The sequence below is a fragment of the Tsukamurella sp. DT100 genome (assembly GCF_049844855.1).
Classification (GTDB): Bacteria; Actinomycetota; Actinomycetes; order Mycobacteriales; family Mycobacteriaceae; genus Tsukamurella.
The window spans coordinates 166,926-188,534 of sequence record NZ_JBNCLV010000001.1; the positions used below are offsets into that span (position 1 = coordinate 166,926).

The 21,609-nt window shown below is 72.2% G+C and carries 22 protein-coding genes; 13 read left to right on the forward strand and 9 right to left on the reverse strand.

Going from position 1 to position 21,609, the window contains the following annotated elements; all coding sequences use genetic code 11:
• Window positions 1-27: 27 nt before the first annotated feature.
• Genes ACLQ3K_RS00840 through ACLQ3K_RS00865 form a run of 6 tightly spaced genes read left to right on the forward strand, consistent with a single transcriptional unit; the run spans window position 28 to window position 6,142 of the window.
• Window positions 28-1,260 (forward strand): amidohydrolase, encoded by a 1,233-nt coding sequence (locus ACLQ3K_RS00840; RefSeq protein ID WP_425996284.1) that lies wholly within the window; start codon window positions 28-30, stop codon window positions 1,258-1,260.
• A gap of 49 nt (window positions 1,261-1,309) precedes the next feature.
• Window positions 1,310-3,106, forward strand: a complete 1,797-nt coding sequence (gene mptB, locus ACLQ3K_RS00845) for a polyprenol phosphomannose-dependent alpha 1,6 mannosyltransferase MptB (protein WP_374201339.1) — start codon at window positions 1,310-1,312, stop codon at window positions 3,104-3,106.
• A gap of 6 nt (window positions 3,107-3,112) precedes the next feature.
• Window positions 3,113-4,045 (forward strand): ABC transporter ATP-binding protein, encoded by a 933-nt coding sequence (locus ACLQ3K_RS00850; RefSeq protein ID WP_425996286.1) that lies wholly within the window; start codon window positions 3,113-3,115, stop codon window positions 4,043-4,045.
• Between the two features lies 1 nt (window position 4,046).
• Window positions 4,047-4,832, forward strand: a complete 786-nt coding sequence (locus ACLQ3K_RS00855) for an ABC transporter permease (protein ID WP_425996288.1) — start codon at window positions 4,047-4,049, stop codon at window positions 4,830-4,832.
• Window positions 4,833-4,871: 39 nt separating this feature from the next.
• Window positions 4,872-5,852 (forward strand): COX15/CtaA family protein, encoded by a 981-nt coding sequence (locus ACLQ3K_RS00860; RefSeq protein ID WP_425996290.1) that lies wholly within the window; start codon window positions 4,872-4,874, stop codon window positions 5,850-5,852.
• Window positions 5,849-6,142, forward strand: coding sequence for a hypothetical protein (locus tag ACLQ3K_RS00865; RefSeq protein ID WP_224648657.1), 294 nt, complete (start codon window positions 5,849-5,851; stop codon window positions 6,140-6,142). The genes ACLQ3K_RS00860 and ACLQ3K_RS00865 overlap by 4 nt, the downstream gene beginning before the upstream one ends.
• 30 nt (window positions 6,143-6,172) lie before the next feature.
• Here the strand turns inward: ACLQ3K_RS00865 and ACLQ3K_RS00870 are convergent, their stop codons facing one another.
• Entirely contained in the window at window positions 6,173-6,742 is a 570-nt protein-coding gene (locus ACLQ3K_RS00870; protein ID WP_425996292.1) for a dihydrofolate reductase family protein, read from the reverse strand.
• Between the two features lie 88 nt (window positions 6,743-6,830).
• Between ACLQ3K_RS00870 and ACLQ3K_RS00875 the strand changes: the two genes are divergently transcribed.
• Entirely contained in the window at window positions 6,831-7,796 is a 966-nt protein-coding gene (locus ACLQ3K_RS00875) for a quinone oxidoreductase family protein (RefSeq protein WP_425996294.1), read from the forward strand.
• On the opposite strand, the gene ACLQ3K_RS00880 is transcribed toward ACLQ3K_RS00875, so the two are convergent.
• Complete coding sequence (locus ACLQ3K_RS00880) at window positions 7,785-9,089, reverse strand: NADH:flavin oxidoreductase/NADH oxidase family protein (RefSeq protein ID WP_425996297.1); 1,305 nt, start codon at window positions 9,087-9,089, stop codon at window positions 7,785-7,787. The two genes, ACLQ3K_RS00875 and ACLQ3K_RS00880, sit on opposite strands and share 12 nt — an antisense overlap.
• A 103-nt stretch (window positions 9,090-9,192) precedes the next feature.
• On the opposite strand from ACLQ3K_RS00880, the gene ACLQ3K_RS00885 reads away from it, so the two are divergent.
• On the forward strand, window positions 9,193-9,771 hold the full coding sequence (locus ACLQ3K_RS00885; RefSeq protein ID WP_425996299.1) for a TetR/AcrR family transcriptional regulator: 579 nt from the start codon (window positions 9,193-9,195) through the stop codon (window positions 9,769-9,771).
• 12 nt (window positions 9,772-9,783) lie between these two features.
• Here the strand turns inward: ACLQ3K_RS00885 and ACLQ3K_RS00890 are convergent, their stop codons facing one another.
• A complete protein-coding gene (locus ACLQ3K_RS00890; RefSeq protein ID WP_425996301.1) occupies window positions 9,784-10,413 on the reverse strand; it encodes a maleylpyruvate isomerase family mycothiol-dependent enzyme in 630 nt (209 codons plus the stop codon).
• Window positions 10,413-11,393 (reverse strand): heme o synthase, encoded by a 981-nt coding sequence (locus tag ACLQ3K_RS00895; RefSeq protein WP_224648679.1) that lies wholly within the window; start codon window positions 11,391-11,393, stop codon window positions 10,413-10,415. Before ACLQ3K_RS00895 ends, ACLQ3K_RS00890 begins: the two co-directional genes overlap by 1 nt.
• 308 nt (window positions 11,394-11,701) lie before the next feature.
• Here ACLQ3K_RS00895 and tkt point away from each other — a divergent pair, with 308 nt between their 5' ends.
• Genes tkt through pgl form a run of 5 tightly spaced genes read left to right on the forward strand, consistent with a single transcriptional unit; the run spans window position 11,702 to window position 18,111 of the window.
• Window positions 11,702-13,801, forward strand: coding sequence for a transketolase (tkt, locus tag ACLQ3K_RS00900; protein WP_425997106.1), 2,100 nt, complete (start codon window positions 11,702-11,704; stop codon window positions 13,799-13,801).
• Window positions 13,802-13,808: 7 nt separating this feature from the next.
• Window positions 13,809-14,915: a transaldolase gene (tal, locus tag ACLQ3K_RS00905; RefSeq protein ID WP_425996303.1), complete on the forward strand. Its 1,107-nt coding sequence runs from the start codon at window positions 13,809-13,811 to the stop codon at window positions 14,913-14,915.
• 6 nt (window positions 14,916-14,921) lie between these two features.
• Complete coding sequence (zwf, locus tag ACLQ3K_RS00910) at window positions 14,922-16,442, forward strand: glucose-6-phosphate dehydrogenase (RefSeq protein WP_425996305.1); 1,521 nt, start codon at window positions 14,922-14,924, stop codon at window positions 16,440-16,442.
• Window positions 16,439-17,353: a glucose-6-phosphate dehydrogenase assembly protein OpcA gene (gene opcA, locus ACLQ3K_RS00915; protein ID WP_224648698.1), complete on the forward strand. Its 915-nt coding sequence runs from the start codon at window positions 16,439-16,441 to the stop codon at window positions 17,351-17,353. Before zwf ends, opcA begins: the two co-directional genes overlap by 4 nt.
• The gene (gene pgl / locus ACLQ3K_RS00920; RefSeq protein ID WP_425996308.1) at window positions 17,353-18,111 is read left to right on the forward strand and encodes a 6-phosphogluconolactonase; all 759 of its coding nucleotides are present in this window, start codon (window positions 17,353-17,355) and stop codon (window positions 18,109-18,111) included. The genes opcA and pgl overlap by 1 nt, the downstream gene beginning before the upstream one ends.
• Here the strand turns inward: pgl and ACLQ3K_RS00925 are convergent.
• The 5 genes from ACLQ3K_RS00925 to ACLQ3K_RS00945 form a co-directional block, all read right to left on the reverse strand.
• Window positions 18,108-18,800, reverse strand: a complete 693-nt coding sequence (locus ACLQ3K_RS00925) for a VOC family protein (protein ID WP_425996310.1) — start codon at window positions 18,798-18,800, stop codon at window positions 18,108-18,110. The two genes, pgl and ACLQ3K_RS00925, sit on opposite strands and share 4 nt — an antisense overlap.
• Before the next feature lie 23 nt (window positions 18,801-18,823).
• Window positions 18,824-19,765, reverse strand: a complete 942-nt coding sequence (locus tag ACLQ3K_RS00930) for a hypothetical protein (RefSeq protein ID WP_425996312.1) — start codon at window positions 19,763-19,765, stop codon at window positions 18,824-18,826.
• A complete protein-coding gene (locus tag ACLQ3K_RS00935) occupies window positions 19,762-20,070 on the reverse strand; it encodes a hypothetical protein (protein WP_224648707.1) in 309 nt (102 codons plus the stop codon). The genes ACLQ3K_RS00930 and ACLQ3K_RS00935 overlap by 4 nt, the downstream gene beginning before the upstream one ends.
• A complete protein-coding gene (locus tag ACLQ3K_RS00940) occupies window positions 20,067-20,438 on the reverse strand; it encodes a YbaB/EbfC family nucleoid-associated protein (RefSeq protein WP_425996314.1) in 372 nt (123 codons plus the stop codon). Before ACLQ3K_RS00940 ends, ACLQ3K_RS00935 begins: the two co-directional genes overlap by 4 nt.
• Before the next feature lie 74 nt (window positions 20,439-20,512).
• A complete protein-coding gene (locus tag ACLQ3K_RS00945; protein ID WP_425996316.1) occupies window positions 20,513-21,403 on the reverse strand; it encodes a GGDEF domain-containing protein in 891 nt (296 codons plus the stop codon).
• Window positions 21,404-21,609: the final 206 nt, after the last annotated feature.

Genomic DNA, 21,609 nt, shown 5'->3' on the forward strand with positions numbered 1-21,609 from the left:
TCCGACCGCACACCGAAGGAGAACCCCATGACCGTCACCGCCGGAACCGACCTGCACGCCGCCGTCGCGGCCGCCGTCGCCGAGGACGCAGCCACCCTCATCGTCCTGTCGCACGACCTGCACGAGCACCCCGAGCTCGCCTTCGAGGAGCAACACGCCGCCGAAGTCCTCGCCGACCTCTTCGAATCCCGCGGCTTCGCCGTCGAGCGGGGCGCGTACGGCCTGGACACGTCCTTCACCGCGACCACCGGCACCGGGGACCTGCACGCCGTCCTCTGCGCCGAGTACGACGCGCTCCCCGGCCTCGGCCACGCGTGCGGCCACAACGTCATCGCCGGGATCACCACGGGCGCGGCCCTCGCCCTCGCGCCGCTCGTCGACGAGCTCGGCCTCACCCTCACCGTGCTCGGCACGCCCGCCGAGGAGCACGGAGGAGGCAAGGTCGAGCTGCTCCGGGCCGGCGCCTTCGAATCGGCCGTGCTGTCGGCGATGGTGCACCCCATCAACGGCGACGCGGCCGCGGAGGTCTCCGCCGCGGACGTCACCATGCAGTGCGTCGACCGGTTCGACGTCGTCTTCCGCGGCCGGTCCGCGCACGCCGCGGCGGCTCCGGACCAGGCGATCAACGCCGAATCGGCGGCGGCCCTGGCCCAGGTCGCGATCGGCCTGCTCCGCCAGCACGTCCCCGACGGCATGCGCCTGTCGGTGGTGGGCAACGCCGCCGGCCGGGTCACCAACATCGTGCCCGCCGAGGCGCGCCTGTCGGCCGAGGTCCGGTCGGCGGACCTGGAGCAGATGCTCGCGATCAAGCAGCGGATGCTGGCCTGCTTCGAGGGCGCCGCCATCGCGACCGGCTGCACCTGGGAGCAGCACCGCGCCGAGCCGCGGTACCTCTCGATCACCCCCGACGCCGCCCTGGCGGCCGCCTGGGACGCGAACCTGACGCGCTCCGGGCGCGACGTCGCGCGACATCCCGCGGACGGCGGCGGGGGCTCCACCGACATGGGCAACGTCAGCCGCGTGGTGCCCAGCATCCACCCGGTGATCTCCATCGCCGACGCGGGCGGGCCGCCGCACACGATCGAGTTCGCCGCGGCGGCGCGCACCCCGCAGGCCGACGCCGCGGTGCTCGACGGAGCCACGATCCTGGCCGGCACCCTCGTCGACGTCGCGCGCGACCCGGAGGTGCGCGCCGACCTGCTCCGGCGCTTCGCCGCGCGGCCCGAAGGCGCGACGACGATCGACCAGAACATCGACTGACGCGGCGCACCGGGCCGCGCGGGCCCGGGCACCGTCTACTCTTGCGGACGTGCGCGCTACCCCCTCTCTCCCGGCTCCCGTGCGCACGTTCGCGGACTACCTCGGCCTGACCAAGCCCGGTGGGGCACCGTCGGGCATCGCGGCGAGCGGCCCCGGCGGCACGGTGAACCGCCTGCACACCGACGAGCAGCAGTACCCGGACCTCAACGCCCAGGAGAAGCGGACGGTCCGCACGATCGCGACCTTCGGCGGCGTCGGCGCCGTGCTCATCGCCTTCGGCGCGCTGGGCGTGGGCGCGTTCCCGGTGGTGCAGAACCCCATCGCCGGGCGCCGGCTCATCGGTCTCATGTTCCGCATGCAGTCGACGGCTTTGACGGTGACGATGGTCGGCACCGCGATGCTGATGATCGCGTGGGTGCTGCTTCGCAGGTACACGATCGGCTACCTCAACCCGAACGCGCACGCCGAGCCCGCGCCGCCGCGCCGGCTCACCCGCCGCGGCTTCGACCGGATCCTCGCGCTGTGGGTGCTGCCGTTCCTGTTCGCGCCCCCGATGTTCAGCAAGGACGTGTACTCCTATCTGGCGCAGTCGGAGATCACCGCGCGCGGGCTGGACCCGTACAAGATCGGCCCCGCCGCGGCGCTGGGCATCGACCACGTCTTCACCCGCTCGGTGCCGAACATCTGGCGCGACACCCCGGCCCCGTACGGGCCGCTGTTCCTCTACCTCGGTCGCGGCATCACCTGGCTGACCGGCGAGAACGTGGTCGCCGGGGTGGTGCTGCACCGCGTGCTCGCCCTGGCCGGCGTGGCGATGATCGTGTGGGCGCTCCCCCGGCTCGCGCGCCGCTGCGGTGTGAACGAGGTAGCCGCGCTGTGGCTCGGCGCCGCGAATCCGCTGGTCATCTTCCATCTCATCGCGGGCATCCACAACGAGGCGCTCATGCTCGGCATGATGCTCGTCGGCATGGAGTGGGCGCTGCGCGCGATCGACTCCGGACTTCCGTTCCTGAACGGCTTCAGCCCCACCCGAGCGGGCGGCCTGCTCACGGCGGGGGCCGCGATGATCGCCCTGTCCGGACTGATCAAGATCACCTCCGTGCTCGCGCTCGGCTTCATCGGCATGGCCCTCGCGCGCCGCCTCGGCGGCAGCTTCCCCAACATCGGCGGCCGGCTGCGCGACTGGCGCACCGCCCTGGCGGAGTGGAGACCGAACGCCGGCCGCACCCTCGTCGCGCTCGCGACGTCCGCGGGCTTCCTGGTGGTCGTGCTGGTGGTCGTGGTGGTCGTGGTCTGCCAGGCGACGGGCCTCGGCTACGGCTGGCTCGACGCCGGCACCCTCGGCACGGCCAACAAGGTCCGCTCCTGGCTCTCCATCCCGACGGTGCTCGGCCTCGGGACCGGGCAGGTCGGGGTGCTCCTGGGCCTCGGCGACCACACCACGGCGATCCTCGCCATCACCAGGCCGATCGCCGCCGCGCTCGCCGCGGTGATCGTGCTGCGCATGCTCATCGCCACCCTGTCGGGCCGCATCCACCCCGTCGGGTCGCTCGGCATCTCGATGGCCGCGCTGGTGCTGCTGTTCCCCGTCGTGCAGCCCTGGTACCTGCTGTGGGCGATCGTGCCGCTCGCGGCGTGGGCCACCGCGCCCGGCTTCCGCCTGGCCGCCGTGATCGTCTCCAGCGTGATCTCGGTGATGCTCATGCCCAACGGCGGCGAGATCGAGCCCTACGTGATCGCCAAGGCGGGCATGTCGACGGTCGTCATCGTCGCGCTGGCCGTCTACCTGGCGTTCGAGCTGCCCCGCCACCGCGAACGGCGCCGCCGGCGCAGCCGGGTAGTCTGACTTCCCGTGCCCGCACTGTCCGCGACCTCCGTCACCAAGCGATTCGGCGACGTCGTCGCCGTCGACGGACTCGACCTCACCGTGGAGCGCGGCAGCGTCCTCGCCCTGCTCGGGCCCAACGGCGCCGGCAAGACCACCACCGTCGAGATGTGCGAGGGCTTCGGCTCCCCCGACTCCGGCAGCATCGAGGTTCTCGGCCTCGACCCGGTGGCCGACGCCGCGCGCCTCAAGCCCCGGATCGGCGTCATGCTGCAGGGCGGCGGCGCCTACCCCGGCGCGAAGACCGGCGAGATGCTGCGGCTCGTGGCCGCCTACGCCGCCAATCCCCTCGATCCCGACTGGCTGCTCTCCACGCTCGGCCTGACCGACGTGGTGAACGTCAGCTACCGCCGGCTCTCCGGCGGCCAGCAGCAGCGGCTGTCCCTCGCGTGCGCGCTCGTCGGGCGCCCCGAGCTGGTCTTCCTCGACGAGCCCACCGCCGGCCTCGACGCGCAGGCGCGGCTGCTCGTGTGGGACCTCGTCTCCGCGCTGCGCCGCGACGGCGTCACCGTCCTGCTCACGACGCACCTGCTCGATGAGGCGGAGGCCCTCGCCGACCGGGTCGTCATCATGGACCGCGGCCGCGCGGTGGCCGACGGGACGCCCGAGGAGCTCACGCGCCACGGTGCCGAGCACGAGCTGCGGGTGACGGCACCGTCGGGCCTGGACCCCGCGGCCCTGGCCGCCCGGCTGGGCACGGGCTTCACCGCGACGGTGGACAGCACCGACGCGCACGGCTCCGTCTACGTGGTGCGCGGCGCCGAGGTGACCCCCGCGGTGATCGCCGACGCGGCGGCGCACTTCGCGGCGCAGGGCGCCCTGCTGACGGACCTGCGGGTGGGCACGCGGACCCTGCAGGACGTCTTCCTCGATCTCACCGGCCGCGACCTGAGGGGATGACGTGACCCGAACCGAGCCCCGATTCGCCCCCGGCACCTTCCTGCCGAACCCCGAGGCGGCGCGCCCCACGGCGATGCTCGCCGCGCAGACGCGCATGGAGCTCACGCTCCTGCTGCGCAACGGCGAGCAGCTGCTGCTCACCATGTTCATCCCGATCGCGCTGCTCGTCGGCTTCGCCGTGCTGCCCATCGGCGGCGACGCCACCCGCATCGACTCCCTCGTCCCGGCCGTGATGGCCGTGGCGGTGATGTCGACCGCGTTCACCGGCCAGGCCATCGCCGTGGGCTTCGACCGGCGCTACGGTGCGCTCAAGCGGCTCGGCGCGACGCCGCTGCCGCGGTGGGGCGTCATCGGCGGCAAGACGCTCGCCGTGGTGATCGTGGTGATACTGCAGGCCGTGATCCTCGGCGGGATCGGCCTCGCGCTGGGCTGGCGCCCGGAGCCCGTCGGGCTGCTGCTGTGGGTGCCGATCCTCGCGCTGGGCGTCTTCGCCTTCGCCTCGCTGGGCCTGCTGCTGGGCGGCACGCTCAAGGCCGAGATCGTGCTCGCGCTGGCGAACCTGCTGTGGTTCGTCATGGGCGCGATCGCCTCTCTCGTCGTCGTGCGCGAGCACGTCCCGGACGCGGTGCTGCTTCTCGCGCGACTGTCCCCGTCGGGCGCGCTGACCGAGGCGCTGACCCGGGCGGCGACGCTCGGCGCCGTCGACTGGTTCGGCCTGGCGGTGCTCGCCGCGTGGGGCGTCGTCGGCTCCGCTCTGGCCGTCCGCCTGTTCCGCTTCACCGGTTAACCACTACAGGTCGTAGTAGCCGCGCGGCACCCACGTACGATGATCGGCGTGTACCAGCTCTTCCTGCGCCTCGTCGACCGCCTGCCGCTCCCCAGCGTGAAGGCGCAGCAGCGGATCGCGCTCGCCGCTCTGCTCGCCCAGGCGCTGATCGCCGTCACCGGATCGGTGGTGCGCGTGACCGGCTCCGGGCTGGGCTGCCCCACCTGGCCCAAGTGCTTCGACGATTCCCTGCTCCCGATCCCGCAGGACGAGGTCCCGTGGTGGCACCAGGCCATCGAGTTCGGCAACCGGCAGATCGCGGTGTGGATCGTGGTCACCACGTCGATCGCGATCGTGCTAGCGGTGACGCGGGCCCGGCGGCGCCGCGAGATCCTGGTCTACGCGTGGATCCTGCCCTTCTCGACGTTCGCCCAGGGCATCCTCGGCGGCGTCACCGTGCTCACCGGGCTGCGATGGTGGGTCGTGGGCGCGCACATGCTGGTCTCCTGCGCGATGGTGTGGATCGCCGCGACGCTGTACGCCAAGGTCGGCGAACCCGATGACGGCGTCGAGATCGAGGCGGCGCCCTCCGGCGCCCGGCGGCTGGTCGCCGTCTCCGCGGTGGTCATGTCCTTCGTGCTCGCGGCGGGCGTCGTGGTCACGGCCGCCGGCCCGCACGCGGGCGACCGCACCAATCCGAAGGCCATCGACCGCCTCGACGTGTCGATCCCGCTCCTGTCGCTGACCCACGGCCTGCTGGTGGCGGCGTACGTCGCGATCCTGATCTGGGCGGCCGTGCTCATCGTGCGCGGGCCGTCGAGCGAGGCCGTCCGGCGTCGCCTGAAGATCGTCTTCGCGGTGGTCGCGGCGCAGTCGCTCATCGGCGTGGTCCAGTACTTCACCGGCGTCCCCGCGCTGCTGGTGGTGCTGCACGTGGCGGGCGCGATGTCGGTGATCACCGAGACCGCGATCCTCTACCGGCTGATGCGGGCGCGGGTGCTGCGCGCCTCCGACGTCACGCCCGATAAGCTGGCGGCATGACTGAGCAGGCCCCCGGCAACGTCGTCTCCCGCCTGAAGCGCTTCGCCGCCCAGCACGACGGGGCGACCGCCGTGCTGCAGAACATGGGCGAGGAGGGCGTGCGCATCACGCTCGTCGGCGGCGACGGGATCATGGGCGACCAGATCGTCGCGAACCCCGCGCAGGCGAAGGACGCGGCCGAGAAGGCCGGCCTCGACACCTCCGACTGGGACCGCGAGCTGGTCAGCAAGGCCACCACGGAGCCCGGCCACCACGAGCGGATGGCCGGCTACCGGGCGTCGTCCCGCTAGTACCCGCGCGATCCGGCCGCCGAGCGCGACTCAGGCGCGCTCGTACTGCGCCAGGATCACCCCGATGTCGAACGCGCGGTGCGAGACGAGCTTCCACTGCTGCGGGGCGAAGCCGCCCGCGAACAGCGGGATGCCGTCGCCCGCGGTCACCGGGTAGATCTTCAGCGCCAGCCTGTCGACCTCGGGCGCGAGGGTCGCGGCGAGCTTTCCGCCGCCGCACAGCCAGATGTCGCTGCCGTCCTCCTGCTTGAGCGCGCGCATGTGCGCGACGGGGTCCTCGGCGACTACCTCGACCTCCGGGAAGTCCGCGGCGGCCAGCGACCGCGAGTAGACGATCGTGCGCAGGTGCGAGTACGGGTCGTTCACGCCCATGTCGGTGCCCAGCGCGTACGTCGCGCGCCCCATCACCACGGTGTCCCACTTGGTGAGCGGCGGCGTGATGCCCAGCGCCTCGTGCAGCCCCGTCGGCAGCCCGTCGCCCCACTCCTCGTTCATCTGCCGCGAGTACTCCTCGTCGACGGGGTAGAAGTCGTACTGGCCCTCGGGGCCGGCGATCCTGCCGTCGAGCGAGACGGCGACGTAGTACACGAGTGAACGCAAGCGAGGACTCCTCGATCGACGGGATGAGCGCGGGCCGGATTCTGCAGCCCCGTCGACCCTGCCACACCGCGTGCGGTAGAGATGAGTCATGCGCGCGATCACGGTGACAGAACACGGCGGCCCGGAAGTCCTGACCTACGGCGAGGTTCCGGACCCGGCGCCCGGACCGGGCCAGGTGCTGGTCCGCACCAGCGCCATCGGCGTCAACTTCATCGACACCTACTTCCGCGAGGGCATGTACCCCACCGCGCTGCCGTACGTCCCGGGCAGCGAGGGCTCCGGCACCGTCGTCGCGCTCGGCGAGGGCGTCACGAACCGCGCCGTGGGCGACGTGGTCGCCTGGTGCGACGGGCCCGGCTCCTACGCGGAGCTCGTGACGGTGCCGGCGGAGCGCACCGTCGCGGTGCCCGACGGGGTGGCGCCCGAGGTCGCGGCGTCGGTCCTGTTGCAGGGCATGACGGCCCACTACCTGACCCACGACTCGCACCCCGTGCAGGCGGGCGACACCGTGCTGGTGCACGCCGGCGCGGGCGGCACCGGCCTGCTCGTGACCCAGATGGCGACCGCGCTGGGCGCCCGCGTGATCACGACGGTGTCGACCGACGAGAAGGAGCGCCTCTCGCGCGAGGCGGGCGCCTGGCAGGTGCTGCGCTACGACGAGGACGTCGCCGCCCGGGTGCGCGAGCTGACGGACGGCGCGGGCGTCGCCGCGGTGTACGACGGCGTGGGCAAGGACACCTTCGAGGCCTCGTTGCTCGCCACCCGGCACAAGGGCATCGTCGTGCTGTTCGGCGCCGCGTCCGGCCCCGTGCCGCCCTTCGACCTGCAGCGCCTCAACCCGTTGGGCTCGCTGTTCGTGCAGCGCCCCACGCTGGCGCACCACGTCGCGACGCCGGAGGATTTCGCCCGCCGCAGCGGCGCGGTGCTCGACGGCCTGCGCGAGGGCTCGCTGCGGTTCACCGTCGGCGCGACGTACCCGCTCTCCGAGGCCGGACGCGCCCACACGGACCTCCAGGCGCGCCGGACCACGGGCTCGGTGGCGCTACTCCCCTGACATCGCAGCGGCGGTGAGCGCGGCACCGTCGGCCGGGCGCGCGGCGAGCCAGCGGCGGTACCGCCCGAGGGCCCGCCGCACGACGGCGAGGTCGCGGACCAGCGCGAGCAACGGCAGGACGCCGGGGCGCGGGTCCTTCCCGGCGGCCATGCGCCGCAGCTGGTGGCGGACCTGCGCCATCGAGGCCATGGACGCGAGGGGCTTGTTCTTCCACGTCACGGGCCGCAGGGCGCCGACGGTGCCGTCGCCCGCGCGCCACCGGGCGGGCAGGTCCGGGGTCACGGACAGCGCGGTCCCAATGCCCACGACGGCGACGTTCTCCGCGAGGACGGCCTCGGCGGTCTCGCGGCGGGTGATGCCGCCGGTGAGCATGAGCGGGATCTCGCTGGTGACCGCGAGGTCGGCGGCGAGCTCGAGGAAGTAGGCCTCGCGCGCGACGCTGCGGGCGTCGCCGGGGCGGCCGTCGGCCGCGGGGCCGGTCGCGCGGCCGGTCATGGCGGGGCTCTCGTAGCTGCCGCCCGAGATCTCCACGAGGTCGACGCCGAGCGGCGCGAGCATGGCGATCACGGCCTGCGCGTCGGTGGCGTCGAAGCCGCCGCGCTGGAAGTCGGCCGAGTTGAGCTTCACGGCGACGGCGAATCCGGGCGAGACCTCGGCCCGGATCGCCCGGACGACGTCGACCAGGAGACGGGCGCGGTTCTCCAGCGAGCCACCCCACTGGTCGGTGCGGGTGTTGACCAGCGGCGAGAGGAACTGGGAGAGCAGGTAGCCGTGCGCGGCGTGCACCTCGACCCCGTCGAATCCGGCCTCCTCCGCGCGACGGGCGGTCGTGGCGAAGCGGGCGACGGTGGCGCGGATCTGCGCCTCGGTCATCGCGGTCGGCGTGGCGAACCGGCTCGAGAGGGCGCTGCCGAGGTCGACGGACTTCGCGGACGGCCCCCAGACGACGCCGGGCATGTCCTTCTGGATCTGCCGGCCCGGGTGGCTGATCTGCATCCAGATGCTCGCCCCGTTCTCCGTGGCGGCCGCGGCCCAGGCCCGGAACGGCGCGAGCGGCGAGCGCGCGTCGAGGACGATCGCGCCGGGCCCGGTGAGCGCCTCGGCGTGGACCATGACGTTGCCGGTGATGAGCAGGCCGGTGCCGCCGGCGCCCCAGCGGCGGTACAGCTCGACGGTGCGCCCGTCGGGCGCCTGCTCCGCGCCCGCGAGGCCCTCCTCCATCGCGGCCTTCGCGATGCGGTTGGGCAGGACGGCGCCGGAGCGGAGCGTGAGCGGGGAGAACAGGTCGGACATCGGGCGCCTTTCGCGACGGTGTAAGCATCGCTCACATCGTGTGAGCGGTGCTTACACTAGATCCACATGTAAGCGGTGTCAACACTGGGGTAGATTGATCAGCATGAGCACCACCTACCACCACGGCGACCTGCCCGGCGCGCTCGTCGGCGCCGCCGTCGAGATCCTCGACGAGGAGGGCGGCGCCACCGACCTGTCGCTGCGCGCCGTCGCCCGGCGGGCGGGGGTCTCGACCGCCGCGCCCTACCGGCACTTCCCCGACCGCGGCGCCCTGATCTCGGCCGTCGCGGCCGTCGGATACCGCGAGCTCGCGGCCGCCCTGACCGCCGCGTCGCCGGCACCGTCGGGCCCGGACGACCTGGCCGACATCGCGATCGCCTACGTGGACTTCGCCCTGCAGCGCACCGGCCTCTTCCGCGCCATGTTCGCCGAGCCCTGCGGCACCGACCCCGACCGCGTCGAGGCGGTGGAGCTGATCAAGGCGTACCTGACGGGCCTGATCGGGCAGACCCTGCAGGGCGCCGCGTCGGATTCCGAGGACACCGCGACGGCCGTCTGGGCCCTCGTGCACGGGCTGGCGTTCCTGCACCTCGACGGCAAGCTCGATGCATCGTCGCCGGAGGAGGTGCACCGGCGCGTCCGCGCGACGGTGACCGCGGCGCTCGGGATCGCGCAGGCCTGATCGCCGGGCGGCTCAGCGGGAGGCGAACTCCGCCAGGCCCGGGCCGCTCAGCTCGGCGAGGTAGTCGTCGCGCCCGGTGAGCGCCATGACCAGCGCGACGGTGGGCCCGGCGACCTCCGGGCCGTCGCCGACGGCGAAGGCGCCGTCGGTCGCGCGCAGCGCCAGGCCCCGGGCCCGGGTCGCCGACGGCAGCATCAGGTCCGAGCCGGCGTAGAACGCCGCGACGCGCTCGAGCACGCCCGCCGGGTACGCGCGCACGATGCCGAGCGGGCGACGGATGTCCTCGCCGTGCACCACGATCTCCCCGAGCATGGCGGCGACGGGGATGGGCGCCTTCGTCCGGCTGGTGCACACGCCGCGGAACTGCCGCAGCGTGTCCGCGGGGGCGCCGCCCAGCCGTTTGGCGAGCCGCTGCGCGACGTTGGCGTCGAAGTCGAAGCGGTTGCGCAGGACGCCCGCGAACCAGACGACGGGATTGTCGGACGCCCCGGCGGTGAGGTGGGCCAGGACCTCGCGGACCGTCAGACCCGCGCAGAGCGACGGGGTGCCCCACCGCTCGTCCGTCAGGGCGCCGAGATCCTCGGCCAGCGCGGCGCGTTCGGCGAAGATCAGCGTCCAGAGGTCGCGGTCGGAGGCGGCCATCAGTGACCGAGCAGCTGCCAGACGGTGCTGTAGTTGAGGATCGAGTCCACCGAGAGCGCGCAGAACAGCACCGCGAGGTAGTTGTTGGACTGCAGGAAGACCTTGAGCGGCTTGATCTCCTGGCCCGCCTTGGTCTGCGAGTACAGCTTGTGCACCGCGTAGAGGAACCACGCACCGCACAGCGCCGCGGCGATCGCGTAGACCAGACCGGCGGCGGGGATCAGCACCAGCGTCGTGATGACGGTGGCCCACGTGTACCAGACCATCTGTCGCGCGACGACGGTCTCCGGCGCGACGACGGGCAGCATCGGGACGCCGGCCGCCTTGTAGTCCTCCTTGTAGCGCATCGCGAGCGCCCAGGTGTGCGGCGGCGTCCAGAAGAAGATCACCAGGAACAGCACGATCGCCGGCCACTCGATGGTGCCGGTCGCGGCGGCCCAGCCGACGAGCGTGGGCATGCAGCCCGCGGCCCCGCCCCAGACCACGTTCTGGGAGGTGCGCCGCTTGAGCAGCATCGTGTACACGAACAGGTAGAACGCGATCGTGACCAGCACCAGCACCGCGGACAGCAGGTTCGCCATCTGCCACAGCCACACGAACGAGGCCGCGGCCAGGACGAGGCCGAAGATCAGCGCGTGCCGGACGGGCACCGCGTGCCGCGCGAGCGGGCGCCGCTCGGTGCGCTTCATCTTCTGATCGATGTCGGCGTCCGCGACCATGTTGAGCGTGTTCGCCGACGCGGCGCCGAGCCAGCCGCCGAACAGCGTCGACAGGATGAGCGGCAGGTTCACGTGGCCGCGGTCGGCCAGCAGCATCACGGGGATGGTGGCGACGAGCAGCAGCTCGATCACCTTCGGCTTGGTCAGCGCGATGTACGCGAGCACCGTCTGCCCGACGCGGCCGGCGAAGGATGCGGGGACCGGCGCGGCCGCCGAGCGAGCGTCTGGGGTGTTCGTCCCGTGCCCGCCCTTGAAAACCATCTGTGCCGCACTCTCTTCTGCCGTGTCCGGACGCGACCGGACGTGACGTTTCTTCCGCGGCCGGGGCTGACCGACCGCGGGCGGTGGGGCAGCTGCCCCGCCGCGGGCCCGCGACCGGCGCCGACCCCATCTACTACGAGCCATGGTAGTCCTCCGACTCCCCGGCGCCGAATCGGGATCGCCGCCGCGAACCGTGGCGGTGGCCACCCGTCGCCCTACCCGGTAGTTTCCGCAGACCGTGCGTCGCCGCCGAGTAGGGTTCACACTTGAGCACGCACGCCCCCCACGACCAGGAGAGTCCGCCAGCCGTGACCAGCACCGCCGAGATCCACACCCTCACCACTCCGCATCACCCCGCCGACTGGACCGATCTCGACACGCGCGCGGTGGATACCGCCCGGGTGCTGGCGGCCGACGCGGTGCAGAAGGTCGGCAACGGCCACCCCGGCACCGCGATGAGCCTCGCTCCCCTGGCCTACACGTTGTTCCAGAAGCTCATGGTCCACGACCCGTCGGACACCCACTGGATCGGCCGCGACCGGTTCGTGCTGTCCTGCGGTCACTCGAGCCTCACGCTCTACACCCAGCTGTACCTGGGCGGCTTCGGCCTGGAGCTGGGCGACCTCGAGGCGCTGCGCACCGAGGGCTCGCTGACCCCCGGCCACCCCGAGTACCGGCACACAAAGGGCGTCGAGATCACCACCGGCCCGCTGGGCCAGGGCCTCGCGTCCGCGGTGGGCATGGCGATGGCCTCACGCTACGAGCGCGGGCTGTTCGACCCGGAGGCCGCGCCGGGGCAGAGCCCGTTCGACCACTTCATCTACGTCATCGCCTCCGACGGCGACATCGAGGAGGGCGTCACCTCCGAGGCGTCCTCGCTCGCCGGCACCCAGCAGCTGGGCAACCTCGTCCTCTTCTACGACGACAACAAGATCTCCATCGAGCACAACACCGACATCGCGCTCTCCGAGGACGTGGCGAAGCGGTACGAGGCCTACGGCTGGCACGTGCAGTACGTCGAGGGAGGCGAGAACGTCACGGCGATCGAGGAGGCCACCGCGGCCGCCAAGGCCGTCACCGACAAGCCGTCGATCATCATCGTGCGCACCGTCATCGGCTTCCCCGCCCCGAACAAGATGAACACGGGCGGCGTGCACGGCTCGGCGCTCGGCGCCGACGAGGTGGCCGCGGTCAAGGAGATCCTGGGCTTCGACCCGGCGAAGAGCTTCGACGTCGCCCCCGAGGTCATCGCGCACTCGCGCGAGCTGATCAAGCGCGGCCAGGCCGAGCACGAGGCGTGGAACGTGCGCTTCGACGCCTGGGCCGCCGCCAACCCGGAGCGCAAGGCGCTGCTCGACCGGCTCGAGGCCGGAACCCTGCCCGCGGGCTGGGACGCCGAGCTGCCGACCTGGTCGGTCGACGACAAGGCCATCGCGACCCGCGCCGCGTCCGGCGCCTTCCTCGCGGCCGCCGGCCAGACCCTGCCCGAGCTGTGGGGCGGCTCCGCCGACCTCGCGGGCTCGAACAACACCACGATCAAGGGCGCCGACTCCTTCGGTCCCACGTCGATCTCGACCGAGGACTGGAACGCGCAGCCCTACGGCCGCACGCTGCACTTCGGCATCCGCGAGCACGCGATGGGCTCGATCCTCAACGGCATCGTGCTGCACGGGAAGACCCGTCCCTACGCCGGCACCTTCCTGCAGTTCGCGGACTACATGCGCCCCGCCGTCCGCCTCGCGGCCCTCATGGACATCGATCCGATCTACGTGTGGACGCACGACTCGGTCGGCCTCGGCGAGGACGGCCCCACGCACCAGCCGGTCGAGCACCTCGCCGCGCTGCGCGCGATCCCGGGCCTGAACGTGGTCCGCCCGGCCGACGCGAACGAGACCGTCGCGGCGTGGAAGGCCACCCTCGAGCGCACCGGCGGCAACGGCCCCACGGGCCTGATCCTCACCCGCCAGGGCGTGCCGATCCTGCCCGGCACGTCCGCCGAGGGCGTCGCGCGGGGCGGTTACGTCCTCAAGGAGGCCGACGGTGCCGCCCCCGACGTGATCATCATCGGCACCGGCTCGGAGGTGCAGCTGGCCCTGCAGGCCGCCGACCTGCTCGCGGCCAAGGGCATCAAGGCGCGCGTCGTCTCCATGCCGTCGGTCGAGTGGTTCCACGCCCAGGATCAGGCGTACCAGGACAGCGTCCTGCCGCCGTCGGTCAAGGCGCGCGTCGCCGTCGAGGCCGGCATCGCCCAGTCCTGGTGGCGCATCGTCGGCGGCTTCGGCGAGGTCGTCTCGCTCGAGCACTTCGGCGAGTCCGCCTCCGACAAGGTCCTGTTCGCTAAGTACGGATTCACCGGCGAGAACGTGGCCCAGAAGGCCGAGCAGTCCCTCGCCAACCTGAAGGGATAACCACACCATGGCTCAGAACCCGAATCTCGCCGCCCTGTACGAGGCCGGCGTCTCCGTCTGGCTCGACGACCTCTCGCGCGGCCTGATCCAGTCCGGCAAGCTCGCGGAGCTCCCGGAGACGGACTCCGTCACCGGCGTCACCACGAACCCGGCGATCTTCCAGGCGGCACTGTCCAAGGGCACCGAGTACGCGGCGCAGGTCGCCGAGCTCGCCGCCCGCGGCGCCGGGGTGGACGAGACGATCCGCACCGTCACCACCGACGACGTGCGCGCGGCGAGCGACGTGCTCGCCCCCGTCTTCGAGAAGACCGGCGGCGTCGACGGCCGGGTCTCGATCGAGGTCGACCCGCGCCTCGCGCACGACACCGAGGGCACCGTCGCCCAGGCGATCGAGCTGCACAAGATCGTCGACCGGCCGAACGTGCTCATCAAGATCCCCGCGACGCTCGCCGGCCTGCCCGCAATCGCCCGCGTGATCGCCGAGGGCATCTCGGTGAACGTGACGCTGATCTTCTCGGTGGAGCGCCACCGCCAGGTCATGGACGCCTACCTCGACGGCATCGAGGCGGCGGCCGCCGCCGGCCGGAACGTGGCCGACATCTACTCGGTCGCCTCGTTCTTCGTCTCCCGCGTGGACACCGAGATCGACAAGCGGCTCGACGCGATCGGCACCGACGCGGCGCTCGCGCTGCGCGGCAAGGCCGGCCTCGCCAACGCGCGCCTGGCCTACGCCGCGTACGAGGAGATCTTCGGCGCGGCCCGGTTCGCCGCGATCGAGGGCGCGAACGTGCAGCGCCCGCTGTGGGCGTCGACGGGCGTGAAGAACCCGGCGTACAAGGACACCCTGTACGTCGCGGAGCTGATCGCCCCGAACACCGTCAACACCATGCCCGGCGCCACGATGGCGGCCTTCGCCGACCACGGCACGGTCACCGACGGCACGATCATCGGCCGCGCGGAGGAGTCGGCGCAGGTCTTCTCCGACCTGCAGGGCGCGGGCGTCGACCTGTCGGCCGTCTTCGAGCTCCTCGAGACCGAGGGCGTGGAGAAGTTCGAGCAGGCCTGGCAGCAGCTGCTCGACGCGACCGCCGAGCAGCTCAAGACCGGGGCCTAACACCCGGTGACCTGGACCAACCCGCTCAGGGATCCCCGCGATCGTCGACTGCCGAGGATCGCGGGGCCCTCGTCCCTGGTGATCTTCGGCGTCACCGGCGACCTGTCCCGGCGCAAGCTGATGCCCGCCGTGTACGACCTGGCCAACCGCGGGCTGCTCCCGCCCGGCTTCTCGCTGGTGGGCTTCGGCCGCCGCCCGTGGACCGACGAGGACTTCGCGGCGACGGTCCGGGAGGCCGCGAAGGCCCACTCGCGCACCGAGTTCCGCGACGACGTCTGGGAGCGCCTGGCCGAGGGCATCCGGTTCGTCCAGGGCGCCTTCGACGACGACGACTCCTTCGACCGGCTCTCGGCGGCGCTGGCCGACCTGGACGCCGAACGGGGCACGGGCGGCAATACCGCGTTCTACCTCTCCATCCCCCCGGACGCCTTCCCCACGGTGTGCGAGCAGCTCAAGCGCTCGGGTCTGGCGGACCAGTCCGAGGGCTGGCGGCGCGTGGTGATCGAGAAGCCCTTCGGGCACGACCTCGAGTCCGCGCAGAAGCTCAACGCCGTGGTCAACGACGTCTTCTCCGAGCAGTCGGTCTTCCGGATCGATCACTACCTCGGCAAGGAGACGGTGCAGAACATCCTGGCTCTGCGCTTCGCGAACCAGCTGTTCGAGCCGACGTGGAACAGCCACTACGTGGACAGCGTCCAGATCACCATGGCCGAGGACATCGGCCTCGGCGGCCGCGCCGGCTACTACGACGGCATCGGCGCCGCCCGCGACGTGATCCAGAACCACCTGCTGCAGCTCATGGCGCTCATCGCGATGGAGGAGCCCACCAGCTTCCACCCGGCGGAGCTGCAGGCCGAGAAGATCAAGGTGCTCTCGGCCACCTCCCCCGTCGAGCCGCTCGCCGAGACCTCCGCGCGAGGCCAGTACGGCCCGGGCTGGCAGGGCAGCGAGAAGGTCGTGGGCCTGCTCCAGGAGGAGGGTTTCAGCGAGACCTCCACCACGGAGACCTACGCCGCGATCACCGTCGAGATCGCCTCCCGGCGGTGGGCGGGCGTGCCCTTCTACCTGCGCACCGGCAAGCGGCTGGGGCGCCGCGTCACGGAGATCGCGCTGATGTTCAAGCGCGCGCCGCACCTGCCCTTCGACGACACCATGACCGAGGAGCTGGGCCAGAACGCGCTCGTCATCCGCGTGCAGCCCGACGAGGGCGTGACCCTCCGGTTCGGTTCCAAGGTGCCGGGCAGCTCGATGGAGGTCCGCGACGTCAACATGGACTTCAGCTACGGCGAGGCCTTCACGGTGAGCTCCCCCGAGGCCTACGAGCGGCTGATCCTCGACGTGCTGCTCGGCGAGCCCTCGCTGTTCCCGGTGAACGCCGAGGTCGAGCTGTCGTGGAAGATCCTCGACCCGGTGCTCGCGCTGTGGGCCGAGGGCGGCAGGCCCGAGGAGTACGAGTCCGGGACGTGGGGCCCGGCGTCGGCCGACGCGATGCTGGACCGGACCGGAAGGACGTGGCGGCGCCCATGATTCTCGATCTGCCGGACACCTCCACCCAGGACGTCTCGAAGAAGCTCGTGCGCCTGCGCGAATCGGGCGGCGCGGTCACCCTGGGCCGCGTGCTCACGCTCATCATCTCCGCCGAGGAGGGCGAGCCCACCGAGAGCGCCATCGAGGCCACCAACGCCGCATCGCGCGAGCATCCGTGCCGCGTGATCGTCGTGGCCCGCGGTCCGCGCGCGGAGCGGACCCGGCTCGACGCGCAGATCCGCGTCGGCGGCGACGCCGGCGCGTCGGAGGTCGTGGTGCTGCGCCTGTTCGGCGAGCTGGCCGACCACGGCGCCTCGGTCATCGTGCCGTTCCTGCTCCCGGACACGCCCGTCGTCGCCTGGTGGCCCGGCGCCGCGCCCGCGGTGCCCTCCGCCGACAAGGTGGGCGCGCTCGCGACCCGCCGCATCACCGATGCCACCGCGTCCGACGATTCCGTCGCCGTGCTCGCGCGGCGCCGCGACGGCTTCGCGCCGGGCGATTCGGACCTCGCGTGGTCGCGGATCACCCCGTGGCGTGCGCTCCTGGCATCGGCGTTGGACCAGCCGCCGTTCGAGCCGATCACGTCCGCGGTGGTGACGGGACCGTCGAACAGCCCCGGCATCGACCTGCTCGCGGGCTGGCTGCGGGCCCAGCTCGGCGTGCCCGTGCGGCGCCGGGCCGGCAGCTTCGAAGTGCAGCTCGACCGCGCGAGCGGTCCGCTGCGCCTGGAGTTCGACCAGAACTCCACCGCCGTCCTCGTGCGGCCTGGTCAGCCCGACGGTCGCGTCGCGATCCGCCGGCGCGACGTGGCGGACTGCCTCGCGGAGGAACTGCGCCGCCTCGACGACGACGACATCTACTACACGGCGTTGGGCGGCGTGTCCGACGTGGACCGATCGGAGATGCCCTGATGACCGAGCCCACCGTCCGCACGTTCGACGATGCCGACGCCCTCGTCGCGGCGGCCGCCGACGACCTGGTCGCGGTGATCGAGCAGGCGCAGGCCGAGCGGGGCTTCGCCTCGATCGTGCTGACCGGCGGCACCAACGGCAACGCGCTCTCGGCGGCGCTGCGGGAGCGGGTGATCGACTGGTCGCGGATCGACGTCTTCTTCGGCGACGAGCGCTTCGTCGCGGGCGACGACCCCGACCGCAACGTGCTGCAGGCCGAGGACGCGCTCCTCGGGCACGTACCGATCCCCGACGCGAACGTCTACCGCTTCCCCGCCTCGGACGAGTTCAGCGGCGACGGCGAGCTGGCCGCCCGCGTGTACGCGAAGCGCCTGGCCGACAACGCCGCCGCCCGCGGCAACGCCGTGACGGCGGGCGAGGGTACGGTCCCCCGCTTCGACGTGCACCTGCTCGGCATGGGCGGCGAGGGCCACATCAACTCGCTCTTCCCCGACACCGCCGCCGTCCGCGAGACGGAGGCCGTCGTGGTGTCGGTGCGCGACTCCCCCAAGCCGCCGCCGCGGCGCCTCACGCTGACGCTGCCGGCGGTCGCCGCCGCGCGCCGCGTGTGGCTGCTCGTCTCCGGCGCCGAGAAGGCCGAGGCCGTGGCCGCGGGTGTCGGCGGGGCGTCGCCCGAGGACTGGCCCTGCGCCGGCGCGCACGGCTCCGAGGAGACCGTCTGGTACCTCGACGGTGCCGCCGCCTCCCGGCTCGGCTAGGACTGCTCCAGCACGATCGTCGGGACGCCCAGTGCGGGGTCCTTAACCGTCGCGACTCGCGTACCCGGCTTCGCGCCGCGCCGCACGTCGCTCACGGTGACCCCCTGCTCGGTCAGGCGGGCGTGCGTCGCATCGGCGTCGACGGTGCGCCAAGCGAGTCCCCACAGCGCGTCCGGGCCGGCGGGGTCGACGCCCTCGCCCTCCTGCAGGACCACCTCGACGAGCAGGTCGCCGCGGCGGAGGAACAGCTGGTGCACGCCCCACGACTGCACCCGGTCCAGGCGCAGGTCGAAGTCGAGCCGGCCGCACAGGGTGGCGATGATGCGGTCGCGGTTCGGCGAGGTGAGCACGACGTGGTCGACGCCGGTGATCTCCGCGCCGGGCGCGGCGCCGGGCACCGTCGCGCCGGCGTAACCGAGGGCGAGTCCGTCTGCGGGTCCGGCGAATCCGGTGCCGACGTCCGTCAGGGGCAGCCCTCGGCGTTCGGCCAGCTTCGCGGCCATGGCGGCGTCGTCCGCCGCGACGAGGAGGCCCGAGGCGCCCGCCCACGACGGTGCGCCGACAGCGACGTCGATGGCGCCCGCGGTGTGGATCTCGGCCGGATCGGCGCCGAGGAGCCGCGCGTGGGCGGCCCGCGCCTCGGCCGGGACGTCGAGGATGACCAGGTCACGTGCAGCTGCGGAAGTCACCCCGTCATCCTGCCGCATGGGATTCACGCGGGCTGCGTGCCGGTCCAGGTGGTCCACCCGTCACCCATGGCCTTGATCCCGCTGGTGCCCGCCGACACGGCGACCTCACCGACCGAGGAGATCGGGCTGTTTCCCGCGAGATGGAACGCTGTCTGGACGACGACACCGTCGTCGACGGCGCGCGTCGTCGCCGCGGCAACGTTGTCGATGCCGGTGCTCGTGCGGCGCAGCGCCCGCGCGGCCGTGCCGAGGGCGGCGAACTTGTCCGCGAGCCCCTCGAGCTTGGTGGTGAGCTTCCGAAGCACTCCGGCGAAGCGCTGGGCCAACGCTGCTCCGCGCAGCAGGATCGTGTTGGTCGCCGTGACGACCGACGCTCCTCCGGTGGGGACCGATGTCGCCGTGGCCAGTGCATAGGTCGCGCCGGCCCAGACCGCGAGCTTCGCCAACTCGTCGCGGATGAAGTTGCGGACCTCAACGACGAGGGCACCCGCGATGCTCAAGCCGGTCGCCGTAGACCTGGCCGCGGTCCCGAGGGCTTCGCTGTGTTCAGCAAGGGCCGTCGTGGCCGTGCGATACGCATCGGCGTCCACACCGGACCACCCGGACGACGTGGCGGACGAGGCCGTCCGCACGGCGTCGGCCACACCCGCGAGAGGAGTGGCGACCTTCTCGGTCCAGATTTCGCTCAGGTCCTCGATCTTGTCCGGATTTCCGGACACGGCGTCCAGAGAGGACTTCAGCGCCGGGATCGCCTCGATGACCCAGCCCACGCCGGAGGCGAAGAAGGTGCCGATCGGATCCTGCACCGCGCTGCTCACTTCGGAGCCGATGCTCACGACCGCGGCGAGAAGCCCCATCGCGCTCTGATCCTCGACCACGGCCTCCGCGGCGTCGACCACGGCTTCGGCGAGCGGTACACCGGCGACGGCGTCGCCGACGGTGCCGATCACGCCGTCGCCGCTCATCGTCGCCCGGTTTCCGTCAACGCGGTGGCGCCGCCCTGATCCGTCTCCTGGTTCACCGTGATGTTCCGCCGGAACTCGGTACGGTGCGTCTCGAGTTCGCCGCTATGCGTGGAGACCGATTCCGTGAGGTCGTCAAGAGCGGAGTTCACCCGGGTGGCCAGCCACCCGAAGAGGGCGCCGTAGTCACCGTCGCCCACACGGTTCGACGACGACGTCGTCCCGGCCGTACTCACGGTCGTCGCGATCGTCGTGAGCGCCTGCTCATGAGCGACAGCGGTGGCCGGCGTGATCACACAGTCCGTCACCGGTCCACCTCCCCCGTGTACTGATCCCAGAAGTCGAGCCCCGGATAGAACTCGGTGGCGATCGAGTGGACCTCCCTGGCCGCTGCCTTCTCGGCCAGGGAGGCCGCCGTCATGATCTCCGCGCTCAGAGCCTCCCCCGAGTACTCCATCGCGCGTCCCGCGATCACCACCCCCGTGAGTCGTCCCCCCATCCCGACGGTGACCCGCACATCCCCCCGTGCGGCCGTCCCCATGCCCGAAACTCGGGCCAATCGCTCACGGACCTCGTGCGCCTGCTCGAACGTCTTCTCCGCGTGAGCGACGTCCGACCAGACCTGCGGTGTCGTGTCCAACTCGTTCCCCCGATCTCGTTGGTTTTTCCTCCGCATGAATTAGACGCACCAACGCGACGAATGGTTCCAACTTTCTGTTTCCGCAGTTCACAGGCGATATCTCCCGCTACTCACGGCGCCGTGGGCAGACCTTCCGCGCACGCATCGCCGGCCGCCCTCGCGCCCTGCTTGGCGCGGTACATCTCGGCGTCCGCGCGCCGCAGGGCGTCATCGAGCCGGTCGGTTCCGGGGTCGAACCGCGTGATCCCCACGGACACCTCCGGCACGACGAATCCGCCCGACACGGGCACGCGGGCCCGGTAGGCGAGCGCGCGGAGGAGCGCGGGAGCGAAGTCGTCCGCGGTGGGCCGCGGTACGAAGGCGACGAACTCGTCGCCGGACCAGCGGCACAGCACGCCGTCGTCCGGCAGCGCGAGCGCCAGGGTCCTCGCGACCGCGACGATCACCTCGTCACCCGCGGCGTGACCGAAGCGGTCGTTGACGCACTTGAGGTGGTCCACGTCGAGCATCGCCAGCACGGACGGGAGGTTCTCCGGGTAGGAGACGGCCAGGGCCTCCCGGAAGCCGCGCCTGTTCAGCAGGCCCGTCAGGTCGTCGTGGCGCGAGGCGTGCTCCGACGTGTGCTCCTCGTCGATCCGGTCGATCACTGCGAGCGCGACCAGGGCACCGTCGGGGCCGCCCGGGTCGAGGACGTACTTGCGGATCCGGGCGCTGACGACCCCGCCGTCCTTGCGGACGATCCGTCCGAACAGCCGGGATTCCCTGCCGATCCCGGCGAGCCACTGCGCCGCGAACCGCGCGCTGGTGTCGCGTTCCTCGGGATGGACGACGTCCATCACCGTCATCACCTGGAGCTCCTCGAGCGAGTAGCCGAGCAGGTCGACCATCGCGTCGTTCGCGTGCACAAAGCGACGGTCCGCGCTGTGCAGCGCCATCGGGAGACCGGCCCGCAGGAAGACCTGCTGATACAGGGCATCGGTCAGTAGCGGATCAGGGCGCACGACACGCACTCCTTCGGTCGTTCGGCACGAACCCGCACGACCGGAATCCGCTCGCTGCATCATCGTGCTCGCGCTGTCGAACGTTACGACCGCGGGGAGGCGACTTCGGCGCATCCGAACACGCCGCGTCCGGGCGAATCTCCCGCTCCGACCTGCACCTATTCCCCGAATCCTGCACCCGTGCTTGTTTTCGTCGATCCGGTTCT